Below are 15,789 nucleotides of genomic sequence, written 5' to 3'. Positions count from 1 at the left end.
ATAAGAAAGGTAGGACACTTATGTCGAAACAGAAATGGCTTTGGGGAATCATTGTTCTTCTACTCGTCGTTTCCTCCACAGGTATAATGATGAGGTGGAACGCGGAGCAATCCAATGATGCTTATGAAGTTGTGATTCCCTATGATGAAATACAAACTGCAGATAAAAACAGTGATCTAACAATGGATGAAATCCTTTCCTCCTTAAAGGAAGCCGGACTCACAACTGTTAGTCTAGAGCCTTTAACGTTAAAGGAAATGGAAAAACAAAATTTGATTACTGTTTATAAAGAAAACGACTTAGCAGCACAATTATTGTTCACACCTTATAAAGATGCTGTTGATATTACAAAGAGTGGTTATTATATCCGAGTGCCTGATCATACAAACTATCAAAAACTCATCAAGGATAGCGTTGAGCCAGAGGAAGTTCAAATAGGAGAAGAAGCTTTTTATTTCCTTCCTACTTCTAACCATAACTTTGATTTAAAAACACCGATCGGCTACGATCAACCTGCACTTGATATGATTAGTAAGCATGGACTAGGCTACATCTTTAAAGTGGAAAATGCAGATAATGAAGTGGCTAACGAAAAGTTGGTGAATCAATTACTGGCATTAAAAGACGGTTCGGCTGGTCGCTTACTTGGCCAAGGTGACGAAGCAATTGGCTTTGGACAAGAAGATGGCAACCAATTAGTGGAGAAATTAAGCGATGCGGGTTATTACTTCTACACAATTGAAAGTAACCCATTGAAAGGCGAAAGTAAAATCGCTCAAATGACAGATTACAATATGATTCGTTTGCATAGTATTAATGTCAACCGAGAGACAAAATTAAAGTTAAATGAAAGTATTGACCGTACAACAAGAGCCGTGAAAGAGCGTAACATCCGCTCTATTTTCTATCATATTAAAACAACTGGCAATGCCAAGGAAAATGTAGAGCAGACAATTGACTACTTAAACGGTGTTCATAAAAGAATGCCAGATCATTTCAAACCAGGCGAGCCAAAGCTCTTTGATAAGGTGGCAGTACCTGCTTGGGTAACAGCAGCTGTATTATTGGCGGGTATTTTATTTACTTTTATCATCTCAGAATTAGTAAAATGGATGCCGCTTCGTATCGCAGCAACTGGATTTATGACGGTGATTGCTATTGCGTACTTCCTATTGAAAAGTACCCTATTCTTACAAGTATTCGCATTAATTATTGCAGTCCTTGCACCAACCTATGCCGTTATTAAAACTGCGCAAGGTTCTACGAAGATGTCAAAAATACTTGTCCAATATTTGAAGGCAGTAGCAATCAGTCTTATCGGGATTGTCATTGTGATTGGCTTATTAAATGGGAATGCCTTTTTGACAGGATTTGCTGTATTTAAAGGGGTTAAGCTTGTTTATCTAATTCCAATCATGGGCGTCTTACTATTTACGGTAATAGAGATTAACCGATTAGCTGATCAAAACATTAAAAAATCGTTAACCAATACTGTCACATTATTAAATAAAGAATTAAAATATTGGCATGTGCTGTTACTAGTAGTTGTGGCGGGTGTCGGATTATTCTATATTAGCAGGACTGGAAACTCTGGGTCTGTTAGTGATTTTGAATTAGTGTTTAGACAATGGCTAGAAGATACATTTTATGTTCGACCAAGATTTAAAGAATTTATTATTGGTTTCCCATTCTTTATTTTAGCGTTATATGTAATGGGCATTAATCGCAAATGGGGTAGTATCTTACTTGTACCAGGTGTTATCGGCTTCTTATCAATCGTTAATACCTTTACACATTTACACATTCCAGTAGCTGTTTCTGTATTACGTACACTTTACAGTGTTACTCTTGGTTTTGTTATAGGACTTGTCTTTATCCTAATCTTCAAAGTAGGTTATCGTTGGGTCTCTAAAGCAATCGCGAGGTGGTCGTAATGCACGTTGTTTTATCTGGTTATTATGGATTCGATAATGTCGGCGATGATGCCATTCTACTATCCATTATTCAGTCTTTAAAGAAATGGCAGAGTGATATCGAGATCACTGTATTATCCAATAACCCAACTGCTACTGAGCAAACATACGGTGTGAAAGCCGTCAATCGTTGGAAAATGAAAGAAATTCGTCAATTGCTTAAAACAGCTGATGGCCTCATTAGTGGCGGCGGCAGTTTGATGCAGGATCAAACAGGCATGAAAACCATTCCTTACTATGCAGGCGTTATTCAAATTGCAAAATGGTTGAAGAAGCCAGTATTTGTTTACGCCCAAGGCATGGGGCCGATCAACCACTCTCTTAGTAAATTCATTGTGCGTAAAACCTTTAACAAGGTCGAGCAAATTACGGTTAGAGATAAAGCCTCACAAACTCTTTTAACAGAGATTGGTGTGCGTAAAGAGGCTAAGATCGTCCCAGATCCTGTTATGGGCCTAAACGGTGGCGACTTTCATTGTAATTGGTTAGATCAGGAATCCCTAACTGCCGAAAGCTATATTTCTGTCAGTGTTCGTGATTGGCCATCTACAGTAGCGTATAAAGAAAAAATTGCACATAGTCTAGACCAATTAGTACGTCAGGGTGAGCAAATCGTTTTCTTACCAATGCATGGTGAGCATGATTTAAAAACTTCACAGGAAGTTGCATCACTGATGAAGGAAAAAAGTTTAATCGCTCCTTCCGATTTATCTATAGAGGAGAAAATTGCGGTGATTGGACAATCTCAAATATTAATTGGGATGCGACTACATTCCCTCATCTTTTCTGCAATTTACGCTACACCTTTTATCGCGATTTCGTATGATCCAAAAATCGATGCTTTTGCTGAAATTGTTGATCAACCGGTTATTGGACATGTCGAGATAGATGATTGGAACGGTGTTACATTGTTTGAACGAGCTATCGCGATCCTTGAATCTTATACGACCGTTCAAGAGAATATGCGTCAGGCTGTACTACCTTTACAACATGAAGCAACAGCAACCGCTAAATTAGCGATTGAGGTTTTCTCACAATAAACATAAAAAATGATGAATTTCAATAAATATTGAAATTCATCATTTTTTTCCGGCTTCTAATAATTTTAAAATGGACTGTGCTTGCTGCATATGCATCGCCAAAACATATTGACTTGCCTGCATTAGAATTTGAGCTTTCACCATATTCATCATCTCTTTTGCGATATCTGCATCGCGAATCCGTGACTCAGCTGCTTGTAAATTTTCTGCGGTGTTCACATTGGCATTGTAGGCATGTTCCAAACGATTTTGATAGGCCCCAAGGCGAGAACGTTCATTGGATACGCGTTTCAGAGCGTCCTCCATAGAAGATATAGCTTTATCCGCATCCTCACGAGTAGCAATTGAGACATCCTTCAGACCGAGTGCTTCTGAACCTACGCCATTGATAAACAGCTCAATGCTCTGCCCTGCATTGGCCCCTGCCTGTATTTTAATCCCATTTGTTTCATAATCACCATTAAGTAGTGTCTTTGTATTAAATTCCGTATCAGTTGAAATACGTTGAATTTCCTTCTTTAATTCTTGGAATTCCAGATCAAGTTGTTTCCGATCCTCATCCGTTAATGTATCATTGGCTGCCTCCACAGCTAGTTCACGCATACGCTGAATCATCGCATGTGTCTCGTTCAATGCCCCTTCTGCTGTTTGCACTAAAGAGATACCGTCTTGTATATTCTTGGCCGCCATATTCAACCCACGAATTTGAGCACGCATTTTTTCAGAAATGGCTAGACCTGCTGGATCGTCTGCTGCACTATTGATTCGATACCCTGTAGAAATTCGTAACATTGCTTTACTCATTGCCCCGTAATGTCGGTTCATATTATTCAGGATCGACATTCCCGTTGCTGACCACTTACCTAGCATTTACTCACCACCTTCTTGCCACTTATATCGGTTCTTTCCCAATCTTTTCAACGTTTCTCTCGGAAATAGTTTCCAAAATTTCAGGATTTATTAACAATTTGCCGACAAACAAATCTTAATCTTAAACTTTTGGCCTACTTATTATAATTATAATAAAAGCACCCCTTTCTCGTTTTAGGAAAAGTAGGTGCTTAATAGGCATGCCATCTATTCAATTTTGAAACCCTCCAAGTTGATGGTTCTTTTGCTGTAGTAGGTCAAAAAAGAGTGTTTTATTGTTTTCTAATAATGCCTGATCGATTAAATTATCAAAATTCCTGTCCTCTATCTCTGCAATAAGCTGATCAATTTCGCCTATGGTTACTGTAGAAACAAGCGGAATTTGTTGCTTCGGTGTAGCGCTTTCAAGAATTGGTGATAGATGTTCATGAACGTTCGTAATAAGCAGTAGTTGATAAAGTGGTAATCGAATAAAACGATTGCCCTTTTGGAAAACAAAAACCTCAGATAAATTTTCAATTTGTTGTGTCTTCATGTTGATAATCATCTCTTTACCTTCTATGGGAATGAAATGGAAAATCTCATTCTCTTTTAAAATAGAGAAATATTGATAAGCAAATACGAGACGCAATTTGTCCCCAGTGATTTTTGTATAAAACGGCTTCATGTATTGAACTTGCATCATCCTTCATCCCTCCTTAGTTATCTGATTATTCAGATTTTAACACAAATTAAAAGTCTTGTTAACTATCTTTGTTTCAATTTTTTTCTTTCTGATCATTCAGCTTATCATTGCCGCATTTTAATCGTATAATGGAAGGACAGTCTTTTTTCCTTTACTACATTTAATCAATGTTAAACATAGCCATACATGAAGAAAGGAGTGAGGTTATGGCATTGTCAATATCGCAATTGGCTAAAGAGCATCAAACATTCGTGCTAACTAAATTAAAAGAAGCTGAACATGATTTACATCCTTCCTCTACGGAAGATGAGGAACTAGTACGTCGTGCTGTCTTTTCTGTTAGAAATAAATCCATTATTTTTGAACGTTTTAATGGAGCAAGTTCTATATTATATGCAACTGTTCAGGATGTCAGACCCGCTTCTGTTGAAATTGATTTCTCCAAGGAAGAGCTACACTGTAACTGTCCTCAACAAAAATGGTGCCGTCATCAGGTGGGTGCTTTACTTGCTCTCTACCAGTATTTTGATTCAGTTCAAAATTGGTCGAGTGCTTGGCGTGCTCAAAAATCTGTCCAGTTAAAATCATTAGCTGATGAGCGTAGCCCACAAAGTTGGTCAATGATGGTTGAAGAAGTAATGAAAAGATTATTGCCAGCAGGGCGCGTTTTAGAAGGCTATGGCCTTTCTGCGATAAGGACAGATGCATTGGAACGTCTTCGTCGACATATGCCTTTTGAGCGTGAATGGCAACCACTTTATAAACTATTTATGGAGTTAGCCATTTTTAATTCTATCTGGCGACATTTGAATGAAACACCTGGCCATTCGTTAGATTCACCTTATATGAAGTACTTTATTGATCAAAGCAGCCAATCTTTTGAGAGTATTCTTACTGAGCTAACTAATCGATCTCGACTTTTTGCGACAGATCCATTTTATGATGCCCTCCAAGAGGAAGTAAGGAAATTTTTATTAGAACGACATGGGCTATTTCCAAATCGCCTTCGCCTGTACATGCTGCTTTGGGCAGTGCTTTTTTACGAGAAGCCTCGGCGTGAGCAGGAATTAGATTATTTAAATAATCTCGAAAATCCTTCGGCAGAAATCTCTTTAGAATCATTAAGGTTATTATTTTATGTGCTATTACAAAAAGAGGACTTGCTGCTTGAAAGTTTGACACATATTAATTTGCAACAAATGCAGGATTTATTTGAACTGGCTACTTTTGCTCAGCGTGCTGGTGAATCACATGCGCTGGCTATTATTTTACGAACAATCTTGCCAATGACAGAAGCATTTTTGCAGGAAGTTGTGCCAGTTGTACAACGAGCCCAGTATGTACGTCAATTTCAGCTTTTATTTGATGAAATACAGCTTACCGAGGGAGAGGAAGCCATCCTATACAGTGCCTTTGGTGTCTATGGCCTTCAACCATTCTCATCGTTTCTAATAAAAAAAGGGCGTTTTCGAGAATGGGCTGCGCTTCATCAATTAAATCCTTCCTCACTATCTTATTTAGAGATGTGTGGATTAAAGGATGTGTTACAGGTTGAACCCGCTACGGTTTTACCTTTATATCATGTTTATGCAATGGCGGAAATTGCCCAAAAATCACGCATGAATTATAAACAGGCTGTGCGCATTTGGAAAAGTATGCGTAGTGCCGCAAAACGCGCTGGTAAAACAGCTTATTTTGAAACATATATGCAAACAATTCGTGCAGAATACAAACGACTTCGTGCGTTACAGGAAGAAATCGAGAAAGGAAACTTAGTATGATGACAATAAATGCTCCTTCCCCTTTTTCTAAATCACAAAAGCTTCGTATTGATGTAGCTCGGGAAGGATATTTTATATTGCAGGGCCAAACTACAAATGGTACAACAATCGACGTAGATACATTAATATCTTCATTGTTCTTTACTTATGAAGCAAATGTCTATGGCTTACTAACAAATCGGGCTGATTTTACAATTGAGGTTTCTACTGCTGAGCTTCTTGATATTTTTTCATCAACTTATCAACATCCCTTTATCAGTTGGGTTGGTGCAAATGAAGACAGTAAGGAGTGGTTGGAAAAAGTATTGGCTTTACAGGAATATTGGCAGGAGCCGTCTCTTTGGTCACACGCTGTCCTAGCAGAGGATTTTTCCTCGCTAGCCTTCCCTATTAATGATATAGATTCTGCTTTATTAGAAACTGGGGTGCAGCAAAAGCTTGCACAAGTTGGGCTTATATTTTCTGATTTGCCAAAGCTATTGCCCTTTTTCCTTCGTGGTGGCTGGCCATTGGATCAAACTCGCCAAGTTGGTACCATTACGGTGTCATTACGATTAAGTGAGCCAGAAGAAGATTCCGATGTTTGGCTATTAGAAACAGTCCTTAGCACCGCTACGACTAAAAATTACTGGACACCTGCTATTCGAAAGCAATCATTACCGATAGAAGATGCACTACCCACAAAATGGCGAATGTTTGCAACTGATATTGAGCAGCAACAACGACAAATAGTAGATCTTCTATCCAACGATGCAATTAGTAGTGAAACTTTTATTCGTGTGACACTCGAAGACGTAGAAGTACGATCTTTTTTACGTGAGGACCTCGCCAGATTACAGGCACTTGGTTTTGATGTTGTGCTTCCTGCATGGCTAAAGGATTTAAAACAATCCAAATTCCGTGTACGTGTCACGACTAGCAATGTAGCCACAAGAAAAGTTGCTGGGTTAGATGATATTTTAACGTTTAAGTGGCAGTTTTCAATGAACGGACAGACGATTTCACCTGAGCAATTTAAAAAGTTGGTGGAAGAAAAACGTGAGTTTATTCGTATAGGTACAGAATGGTTCCGAGTAGACGCTAGTTGGATGCAAGAAATGCGAGCTCTGATGCAGCAAGCAGAAGATGAAAGCTGGACTGTACGAGAACTACTATTCAAGGAATTGCCTGAAGATTTATCTGCACCTCTTGAAGAAGAGGATGCTGACGATGCACTTAGAGATGATCCTCTCTTTGCATTGGAGATACAACACTCGTTAAAGGCATATATGGAACAGCTCTTAGACAAAAAAGGTTTACCTGCAGTACCGATTCCAGAGACTTTACAAACAGAATTACGCCCTTACCAAATTGAGGGCTTTGAATGGCTAGTCTTTATGCGTCAACAAGGTTTCGGTGCGTGCCTAGCCGATGATATGGGTCTTGGAAAAACCGTTCAACTGATATCCTATTTACTTCATATATATGAAGCAGTAGCTGATTACACTAAACCATCCATTATTATTTGTCCAACCTCAGTGCTTGGTAACTGGCAGAAAGAGCTTGCTCGATTCGCTCCTTCTCTGATTGTCCATACGCATTATCAGACGAACCGTGCAAAGGATGATGATTTTAAACAGCTTGTAGAAATCGACAAACCACATGTGATTTTATCAACCTATGGTACTGTGTCACAGGATACTGAATTTTTACAGGACATTGACTGGGCTACAGTGGTACTAGATGAAGCACAAAATATTAAAAACATGCAAACTTTACAATCAAAAGCCATTCGTAAATTACTGGGTGATCATCACATTGCCCTGACTGGGACACCTGTAGAAAATCGTCTATCTGAGCTTTGGGCTATTTTTGATTTTATTCATAAGGGCTATTTAGGAAGCTTTGGTCGATTTAATGAAGAATTTATTTTGCCCATTGAACGAGATGAATCTGAATCCCATAAACAAAAGCTACGAGCAAAAATCCAACCATTCTTATTACGTCGTACAAAACGTGATCCACATTTACAGCTTAACTTACCGGATAAGCTAGAATCGAACGAGTATTGCCCATTAACAGCCGAGCAAGCTTCTCTCTATGAAGGCTACATTTTAGAGACGCTTGATCAGCTAGAGCAGTTAACAGGCTTTCAAAAAAAGGGACGCGTCTTAAAAATGCTCAGTAAGCTAAAGCAACTATGTAATCATCCTGCCTTATATTTAAAGGAACCTTTCGAGGATGCCGAAACAATGCTTGCTCGTTCGGCAAAGTTAGAGCGCATTGTGCAAATGACAGCAGATATTGTGGACAATGGCGAGCAATGTCTGATCTTTACACAGTATATTGGAATGGGACAATTGCTACAGCATTGTTTAAGTGAATTATACAATGTAGAAGCACCGTTTTTAACTGGTGCCATGCCTAAGCAGCAACGAGACCGCTTAGTAGAGGCATTTCAGGCAGGAGATTTCCCTATATTTATTCTCTCCTTAAAAGCAGGGGGTACAGGGCTTAATTTAACAGCTGCTAATCATGTCTTACATGCAGATCGCTGGTGGAATCCTGCTGTCGAAAATCAAGCAACAGATCGTGCTTATCGCATCGGCCAAACACAATTTGTGCAAGTCCATAAATTTGTAACACTTGGCACGATTGAAGAAAAGATAGATAAAATGCTCGTGCAGAAATCAGCACTATCAGAAGAACTCATTCAATCAAGTCAGTGGTTGACTGAATTAGAGGATCAAGAACTTCGTGATCTCATTACATTAGACATATATTAATGACAAGCGCCAAGGGCAAAAGTTTCTTGGCGCTTTTTCAGTGGAACTTTGTTTACTTCTCTTCCCTACTTACTTCATTTTCATATTTAGTTGTATTAAAACTTATATTGCTGTGCGGTCTTCAGCAACTTTTTGTTAAAAGTTGGTCCACATCACTCCTTTCTGTTGCTACGGTGCAAGGAATATAAGGAGAATGGCGGATCAGACAATAACTTTTCTTGCGCCGTATGTAGCAAGCTATGGTAATACAAAGTCTTTTAAGTCTTCCTGTTCATTTGATGGAGGTGGCGTTACAATAGAAACTTCGTCACTATCCCTTTGTTTAAGTTGATAAAATCGAACATCTTCGACCACTACCTCTGTCATAAAAATCTTTGTGTTTTCTTCATTTACAAATGACCTTGTTTGAATACGGCCGTTTGCACCGATTAATGAGCCTTTACCGCAGTATTTGACAATATGTTCTGCAAGCCTTCCCCAAACTGTACAGAAAATAAAGTCCGTGTCTACCTCTCCACGATTATTTTTGAAATTGCGATTAATGGCGAGGGAAAAATGAGTCTGCACACGATTTCCAGATAAGTAGCGTAACACTGGATCTTTCGTAAACCTTCCAACCAGTCCGACTTGATTCATTCATTCACCTCCTTTGCTTTGGATTGCTCTCATCTTACAAAACGATTACCGTATTAGCAAAAGTGGAAAATGATAATTTCCATTGATTCTTAAACATAAACTAGGTAAATTAGCTGTTTTATTTTTCTATTTTTTCTTATTTTTTTAGCTGAATGCTTTAAGCAGTAATGGCAAATGCTATTTCATGAAATCATCAATTTCGCATTTTTAGAAATTAACTAGCAGGTGCGCACGACCAACAACCGTAGCCGCATGTGTTATACTAAAAGAATGACAGACTTAGGAGGAATATACATAATGAAAACATTTAAAATGCTTTCCTTTGACCTTGTCACAAAAGATGGCGTGCAACCATTCCCTTTAGTCGATGGCATAATTATTAATCAGGAGAATAGCCATCAATCTTGGGTACTTGAATTGTTTTTGGAAAAACAGTATCGCTCAACCTTTGATGAGCTCTTAGCGAATGCTACTGTCTTTAATGTACGTGCCGTAATTTCATTTCCAGATAATGAACCCGCTCCTTTCCAGGTAATCGTACATACTGTTCAAGAAATCGGTGACCATGTTTCAGTACTTTTAAAAGGTACACTCAAAATAAAACGCTCTAAATATGCTGAACAATTGCTTTCTGAGCTACTAGCTGAAGGTGTTTCTTTAGAAAATTTACTGGAACGCTTTACAAAAGATATGAAGCAGCGACCAAAATTGAAGAATGACTGACGATGCAAATTTCTGCATCGTTTTTTTATTGAACAATAAACATTTATCGTGAATAGTATGAATTATTATATCCAAATATTTTTCACATTACATAATTTACATTTTTGTTTGCTCTGCTTCTGAAGTTATTTTTCCACTCATGAAAAAAAGAGTGTTTTCCATTTAGGAAACACTCTTTTTAATATTATCGGTTGTTCATACCGTCACGATACTTTTCAGTGTCATTGACTTTTTCATCAACAATACCATTATTATTGTTTACGTTGTTGTCATTACGTTCAACACCGTTTACGCCATTTGCATTTGGTACGTTGTCATAGCCGTTTGTGCCGTTTATATCGGCATTTGATCCAGGTGTTGTTGCTTCAGGCAATGTTGTATTTTCGTTAACAGTACCTCGATCAACACCATTTACATTATTACGATCGTATGCATCATCACGATCATTTGGATCTAATGCATCCTCGACACGATCAACACCATTACGAACGTCTGTCTCGGCGTCTCTCACAGGGTGATCTTCAACTGCACGATCTCCCCAGTTACATCCTCCAAGGAATACAGTAGCCAGAATAATGGTTAAAAATGACATTTTCCACATAGTAAAAAACCTCCTTTCTTGGTACTATGTCATCAAATACATCATGTGTATTTGTGATCCTACATAGATTGCCCGGGAAAGGAGGGAACTATCCGATTTTTGTTCAAACTATTTTTGTTTTTCTTTTAATAACTGTTCAATATATGCTGCTTCTGCTTTACAGTCATAGCTATAGTTTGTGCCTAGCTCTTTTTGCAATGCCTCGATTGTTTCGATTTGTTGCGCTGTTGGTTCTTCATTTAAAATTTTGGCAATGACCTCATCAATTTTTTGTGCCATCTCTTCATGAAACTCTGCACTCATCAATGTTTCGGCTGGGATTTTTTCGATCCATGCTGCATTCTCCTGGAAATAAGTCTGCCAGCTTGCAATGAAGTCTTCCATGGAAAAGCGCTCTTCATCCCAACTAATACTTGCTAAGTATGTTTCAAAAGATGTTGAAATCGAACGAGTAATGCTAATTTTAATACCTGAAGACAATTCCTTATACATCTTAATAATCCTCCTACGTTTGTAAAACCTAAAAATCACATCTATTTCAATTCACAATCGCTTATTCGCCATCGCAATTTAAGAACCTACTAGTCTCAATTTTTGACTTGACTTTATATATTTTATATCTTTTGGTCTATAAATGCAAATTAAGCTTGTTTTGGCTGTTCTGGTCCAATTGCAAATAAAATATCGGCTTCACATACAAGTTCTCCATCTACAGTTGCTACACCATGACCTTTCCCCATTGCACCACGAAGCTTTACAAATTCTACTTCTAATTTAAGTTGGTCGCCAGGTACTACTTGACGCTTAAAACGACAGTTATCAACACCTGTTAAAAATGCTAAACGGCCCTTAAATTCTTCGGCATTTAAAAGAGCTACTCCGCCTACTTGCGCTAATGCCTCTACAATTAATACACCTGGCATCACTGGATATCCTGGGAAGTGTCCATTAAAAAAGTCCTCATTTATAGAAACATTCTTTAAGCCTACTGCACGTTTTCCTTCTTCTAATTCAATGATGCGATCTACAAATAAAAATGGATAACGGTGTGGTAAAATTGCTTGAATTTGTTCTGCTGTTAACATGTCATTTCCCCCTCAAAATAAAGTATGTATACACAAAGTAAGGTAAAGAATAATATTATTCTTTACCATTCATTATATCGAATATATGTTGCCATGTTTCTCTTTTGAAAATATCCATAGCATTTCCTTCTCCAATAACACTGAAGCCAAACATTGAGCCTAATGCTGCGGCAGCAACAACTAAGACGAGAACAATGACAATGCGTAACCAAATCGGAATCAGTCGGATTTGCACCCATCGAACATCGCGCTGCTCTCCATTTGAGCGGCGTTCTTTCTCTTCTGGTTGCGTATCGGTTTCTTGTGTCGGCACAGAACGTCGACGTGAATCGTTTGTCATAAATTGTACTCCTCTTCATTCCTTGCGTTTTAGGATGACTTCCTATCGGATACCATTAATGAGGCCCAGCATTTGATCTGCTAATGTAACCGTTCTTGCATTGAATTGATAGGAACGTTGTGTTTGAATAAGTTCTGTCATTTCCTTCGATAGGTTAACATTCGACATTTCTAAAGTACCACTTTGCATGCCAATTTGCTGACGATTAGCACCGACTAGCTGCGTTAGTACTTCTGCTTGTGTAAAGCCAAGCTCAGCAAGGTCATCTGGTAAACCAACGTAAGAACCAGAAACATGTTCCATTAATTGTGGCTTTTGGAACTCTGTAACAGCTAAATCCGTACGAATGATATCGCCATTTGGATAAGATGCTTCTAGTATACCACCATCTCGTACTGAAAATCTTTGCACATTATCTGGTAATGTAACAGCCTGTCCAGCAGCATTTGCTACAGGATATCCCTCTGCCGTTACTAGCATAACTGTTCCGTTATTTAACGGCGATAAATAAAAGTCACCTTGTCGAGTATACACTGTTTCAGTTCCATTTTCACCATTTGGCATTAAAATATTGAAATATTGTTTTGCTTTTGTAAAAGCTAAGTCCAAATCCCGATTAGTGGTCTGTAATGAACCTTGCTTTTGATTGGATTTAATTTGTCCAAGCATTGCGCCTGATCCATAACGAATACCAACAGGTGTTTGACGCTCAGCACGATCCTGTTTATCATTATTAAACTGTTGATAAAGTAATTCATTGAAAGAAGCTTCCTTCGCTTTAAAGCCCGTTGTATTACTATTGGCAATGTTATTACTAATCGTATCAAGTTTATTTTGTAATTGGCCCATTGTGTTGGTTGCTGTGATCATTGTACGTAGCATTTATAAAACGCCTCCTGTTCGCCTCGTTAAATTTTCCCGATTTCGTTAACAGCCTTTTCCATGCTGCGATCATAAGCTTGTAATACTTTTTGATTGGCTTCAAATGCTCGGTAGGCTGTCATTAAATCTGTCATTGTGCGACCAGAATCTACGTTTGAACCCTCTAAAAAGTTTTGACGTAGTGTAAAGGAAACACCGTTCGCTCCATAGGCTGATGGCAAGTTTTCACCATTTTCTGTACGGATAAGACCGTTATCCTGTTTCTGTAGCATGTTCGGATTGGCAGCATACGATACGCCTACACGCGCTACTTGCTGATTATTAATGTAAATGGCGCCACTTTCATCGAGGCGAAAATCATCATTAGGTAACTGGATTCGTTGTCCAGTATCATTTAATACATACAGACCTTGACCATTTACTAAATAACCTTGGCCATCCAAAGTAAAATTACCATTACGTGTATAAGCTTCTCCACCATCAGGATGTGCTAGTCTGAAGAAAATGGAGCCAGTAACGCCATCTTCATTTTGTGGTAAGTCTCCGTCAATCAATGCCATATCTGTTGTAAAATCAGTGTTATAGATTTGGCCTTGTATGTAATTTGGTAATGTTTCTTGTAAATATGTCCCAGTATTTAATGCACCTACTTGACTCATATATTCAGCACCAGCTTGTTGATTGGCAGGAGCATTTGTTTTCCCAATGCTAGACATCAACATATCTGGAAACGAACGAATAGTAGATTGGTCCGCCTTAAATCCTGGTGTATTCGCATTCGCTAAATTATTGGATAGTAATTCTGTTCTTCTTTGTTGCGTGATCATACCGGTTGCAACTGTATAAAACCCTTTAAACAAAGAAATCACCTCATTTTATTTTTATAAGGAAGCTGGCACACGATCAATATTTTCAAGCATAATACCTGTACCAATAGCTACACAATCCATTGGTCTCTCAGCAATGAAGACCGGTACCTTTAATTCTTCAATTAATAGCTGGTCCATGCCATGTAAAAGCGCACCGCCACCAGTAATAATTACACCACGATCAATGATATCAGCCGACAGCTCAGGTGGTGTTTTTTCTAAAACATTTTTTGCAGACTGAACGATCATAGCTACAGATTCGTGTAATGCTCGTTCGATTTCTTCAGAATGAATTGAAATTGTACGTGGTAAACCTGTCACCATGTCACGACCTCGGATATCCATCGTATCATTACGACTACCTTTGAAAACTGTTCCGATTGTCATTTTAATAGCTTCTGCTGTACGTTCACCAATTAGCAATTTATATTCTTTTTTAATATATTGCAAAATATCGTTATCAAACACATCTCCTGCAACTTTAATGGATTCACTTGTGACAATGTCACCCATTGATAGAACGGCAATATCTGTTGTTCCACCACCAATATCAACTACCATATTACCACTTGGTTGGAAGATATCCATACCTGCACCAATTGCTGCCACTTTCGGTTCTTCTTCTAAATATACTTTTTTACCGCCCGATTTTTCTGCCGCTTCACGGATAGCCTTTTGCTCAACACTTGTAATGTTCGTTGGACAGCAAATTAAAATACGTGGCTTTGCTAAAAATCCTTTGACATTTAATTTATTGATGAAATGTCTTAACATCGCTTCTGTCACATCAAAATCTGCAATAACTCCATCTCTAAGTGGGCGAATTGCTGTGATATTACCTGGCGTTCTTCCTACCATTTGGCGAGCTTCTTCCCCTACCGCTAATACTTTGTTTGTCTTTTTATCAATCGCCACTACAGATGGTTCATTTAGGACGATCCCTTTCCCTTTAACGTGGATTAATACGTTCGCAGTTCCTAAGTCAATGCCAATATCTTTCGAAAACATACTATAATTTCTCCTTCCCGCCAGTTCCAACTACATAACGTTCATTTTATCTCTTTATCTAGAATATTTTATCATATTCTATTGGTAATTTCACCTAAATTTAGTGAATATGACTGTATTCTTTTCGCGTTCTGAACGGCTATAATATAGAATTACTATGCCTTAGAAAATCGTATTATACGCTTATCCACACAACAAAAAAGAACGAATCAGTCTTGACTCGCTCTTTCTTTCCACTTGTTTTTCGTTGCTTCTCCTCCGCGAATATGACGTACGGCCTTATGGTAGGCGAGTATTTCCTTCACTTGGTCAGCTAATCCTTCATGAATTGTTGGTAATCGCTCTGTTAAATCTTTGTGCACCGTACTTTTTGAATAACCAGTCATTTTCGCGAGGACACGCACAGTCTCACGCGTCTCAATCAGTAATTCACCGAGGCGTATGCAGCGCTTCCGAATGTGCTCATGCACGTTCTTCGTCCTTTCCACACAATTTCACAAAATGCTTTGGCAATCAGATGCACATTTGCGC

The 15,789-nt window shown here is 38.4% G+C and carries 16 protein-coding genes; 5 read left to right on the top strand and 11 right to left on the bottom strand.

What is annotated here, in order from left to right; translation table 11 throughout:
- The first annotated feature begins 20 nt into the window (after positions 1-20).
- Positions 21-1,934: a DUF5693 family protein gene (locus AO843_RS11715; RefSeq protein ID WP_054611281.1), complete on the top strand. Its 1,914-nt coding sequence runs from the start codon at positions 21-23 to the stop codon at positions 1,932-1,934.
- Positions 1,934-3,013, top strand: coding sequence for a polysaccharide pyruvyl transferase CsaB (csaB, locus tag AO843_RS11710; RefSeq protein WP_054611280.1), 1,080 nt, complete (start codon positions 1,934-1,936; stop codon positions 3,011-3,013). The genes AO843_RS11715 and csaB overlap by 1 nt, the downstream gene beginning before the upstream one ends.
- A gap of 39 nt (positions 3,014-3,052) precedes the next feature.
- Here the strand turns inward: csaB and AO843_RS11705 are convergent, their stop codons facing one another.
- Positions 3,053-3,883, bottom strand: a complete 831-nt coding sequence (locus AO843_RS11705) for a flagellin N-terminal helical domain-containing protein (RefSeq protein WP_054611279.1) — start codon at positions 3,881-3,883, stop codon at positions 3,053-3,055.
- Between the two features lie 211 nt (positions 3,884-4,094).
- A complete protein-coding gene (locus AO843_RS11700) occupies positions 4,095-4,568 on the bottom strand; it encodes a hypothetical protein (protein ID WP_054611278.1) in 474 nt (157 codons plus the stop codon).
- Between the two features lie 206 nt (positions 4,569-4,774).
- Here AO843_RS11700 and AO843_RS11695 point away from each other — a divergent pair, with 206 nt between their 5' ends.
- The gene (locus AO843_RS11695) at positions 4,775-6,349 is read left to right on the top strand and encodes a hypothetical protein (protein ID WP_054611277.1); all 1,575 of its coding nucleotides are present in this window, start codon (positions 4,775-4,777) and stop codon (positions 6,347-6,349) included.
- Positions 6,346-9,114: a DEAD/DEAH box helicase gene (locus AO843_RS11690; RefSeq protein WP_082389446.1), complete on the top strand. Its 2,769-nt coding sequence runs from the start codon at positions 6,346-6,348 to the stop codon at positions 9,112-9,114. The genes AO843_RS11695 and AO843_RS11690 overlap by 4 nt, the downstream gene beginning before the upstream one ends.
- Before the next feature lie 237 nt (positions 9,115-9,351).
- Here AO843_RS11690 and AO843_RS11685 read toward each other — a convergent pair whose 3' ends face one another.
- Positions 9,352-9,750, bottom strand: a complete 399-nt coding sequence (locus AO843_RS11685) for a single-stranded DNA-binding protein (protein WP_054611276.1) — start codon at positions 9,748-9,750, stop codon at positions 9,352-9,354.
- Between the two features lie 297 nt (positions 9,751-10,047).
- Here AO843_RS11685 and AO843_RS11680 point away from each other — a divergent pair, with 297 nt between their 5' ends.
- Positions 10,048-10,473 carry a YwpF family protein gene (locus AO843_RS11680; protein ID WP_054611275.1) on the top strand — a complete coding sequence of 142 codons (426 nt, stop codon included), beginning with the start codon at positions 10,048-10,050 and terminating at the stop codon, positions 10,471-10,473.
- A gap of 184 nt (positions 10,474-10,657) precedes the next feature.
- On the opposite strand, the gene AO843_RS11675 is transcribed toward AO843_RS11680, so the two are convergent.
- The 8 genes from AO843_RS11675 to AO843_RS11640 all read right to left on the bottom strand — a co-directional run bounded on the left by AO843_RS11675 (position 10,658) and on the right by AO843_RS11640 (position 15,728).
- The gene (locus AO843_RS11675) at positions 10,658-11,074 is read right to left on the bottom strand and encodes a hypothetical protein (protein ID WP_054611274.1); all 417 of its coding nucleotides are present in this window, start codon (positions 11,072-11,074) and stop codon (positions 10,658-10,660) included.
- Positions 11,075-11,182: 108 nt separating this feature from the next.
- The gene (locus AO843_RS11670; RefSeq protein ID WP_054611273.1) at positions 11,183-11,566 is read right to left on the bottom strand and encodes a hypothetical protein; all 384 of its coding nucleotides are present in this window, start codon (positions 11,564-11,566) and stop codon (positions 11,183-11,185) included.
- Positions 11,567-11,715: 149 nt separating this feature from the next.
- A complete protein-coding gene (fabZ, locus tag AO843_RS11665) occupies positions 11,716-12,159 on the bottom strand; it encodes a 3-hydroxyacyl-ACP dehydratase FabZ (RefSeq protein WP_016991806.1) in 444 nt (147 codons plus the stop codon).
- A gap of 55 nt (positions 12,160-12,214) precedes the next feature.
- Positions 12,215-12,499, bottom strand: coding sequence for a DNA-directed RNA polymerase subunit beta (locus AO843_RS11660; RefSeq protein ID WP_054611272.1), 285 nt, complete (start codon positions 12,497-12,499; stop codon positions 12,215-12,217).
- A gap of 42 nt (positions 12,500-12,541) precedes the next feature.
- Complete coding sequence (locus tag AO843_RS11655) at positions 12,542-13,381, bottom strand: flagellar hook-basal body protein (protein ID WP_054611271.1); 840 nt, start codon at positions 13,379-13,381, stop codon at positions 12,542-12,544.
- A gap of 26 nt (positions 13,382-13,407) precedes the next feature.
- Positions 13,408-14,241, bottom strand: coding sequence for a flagellar hook-basal body protein (locus AO843_RS11650; RefSeq protein WP_054611270.1), 834 nt, complete (start codon positions 14,239-14,241; stop codon positions 13,408-13,410).
- Positions 14,242-14,262: 21 nt separating this feature from the next.
- Complete coding sequence (locus AO843_RS11645; RefSeq protein ID WP_008180529.1) at positions 14,263-15,258, bottom strand: rod shape-determining protein; 996 nt, start codon at positions 15,256-15,258, stop codon at positions 14,263-14,265.
- 209 nt (positions 15,259-15,467) lie between these two features.
- Complete coding sequence (locus AO843_RS11640) at positions 15,468-15,728, bottom strand: sporulation transcriptional regulator SpoIIID (RefSeq protein ID WP_025114760.1); 261 nt, start codon at positions 15,726-15,728, stop codon at positions 15,468-15,470.
- Positions 15,729-15,789: the final 61 nt, after the last annotated feature.

It is taken from the genome of Lysinibacillus sp. ZYM-1, from assembly GCF_001308875.1.
In the GTDB taxonomy this organism is placed as follows: Bacteria; Bacillota; Bacilli; order Bacillales_A; family Planococcaceae; genus Lysinibacillus.
This window is presented reverse-complemented; position numbering and strand designations above follow the sequence as displayed.

Bases quoted from the DNA above. Each gene is read 5' to 3' on its own strand.
- AO843_RS11715 (WP_054611281.1), top strand. From the start codon at position 21: ATGTCGAAACAGAAATGGCTTTGGGGAATCATTGTTCTTCTACTCGTC.
- csaB (WP_054611280.1), top strand. From the start codon at position 1,934: ATGCACGTTGTTTTATCTGGTTATTATGGATTCGATAATGTCGGCGAT.
- AO843_RS11705 (WP_054611279.1), bottom strand. From the start codon at position 3,883: ATGCTAGGTAAGTGGTCAGCAACGGGAATGTCGATCCTGAATAATATG.
- AO843_RS11700 (WP_054611278.1), bottom strand. From the start codon at position 4,568: ATGATGCAAGTTCAATACATGAAGCCGTTTTATACAAAAATCACTGGG.
- AO843_RS11695 (WP_054611277.1), top strand. From the start codon at position 4,775: ATGGCATTGTCAATATCGCAATTGGCTAAAGAGCATCAAACATTCGTG.
- AO843_RS11690 (WP_082389446.1), top strand. From the start codon at position 6,346: ATGATGACAATAAATGCTCCTTCCCCTTTTTCTAAATCACAAAAGCTT.
- AO843_RS11685 (WP_054611276.1), bottom strand. From the start codon at position 9,750: ATGAATCAAGTCGGACTGGTTGGAAGGTTTACGAAAGATCCAGTGTTA.
- AO843_RS11680 (WP_054611275.1), top strand. From the start codon at position 10,048: ATGAAAACATTTAAAATGCTTTCCTTTGACCTTGTCACAAAAGATGGC.
- AO843_RS11675 (WP_054611274.1), bottom strand. From the start codon at position 11,074: ATGTGGAAAATGTCATTTTTAACCATTATTCTGGCTACTGTATTCCTT.
- AO843_RS11670 (WP_054611273.1), bottom strand. From the start codon at position 11,566: ATGTATAAGGAATTGTCTTCAGGTATTAAAATTAGCATTACTCGTTCG.
- fabZ (WP_016991806.1), bottom strand. From the start codon at position 12,159: ATGTTAACAGCAGAACAAATTCAAGCAATTTTACCACACCGTTATCCA.
- AO843_RS11660 (WP_054611272.1), bottom strand. From the start codon at position 12,499: ATGACAAACGATTCACGTCGACGTTCTGTGCCGACACAAGAAACCGAT.
- AO843_RS11655 (WP_054611271.1), bottom strand. From the start codon at position 13,381: ATGCTACGTACAATGATCACAGCAACCAACACAATGGGCCAATTACAA.
- AO843_RS11645 (WP_008180529.1), bottom strand. From the start codon at position 15,258: ATGTTTTCGAAAGATATTGGCATTGACTTAGGAACTGCGAACGTATTA.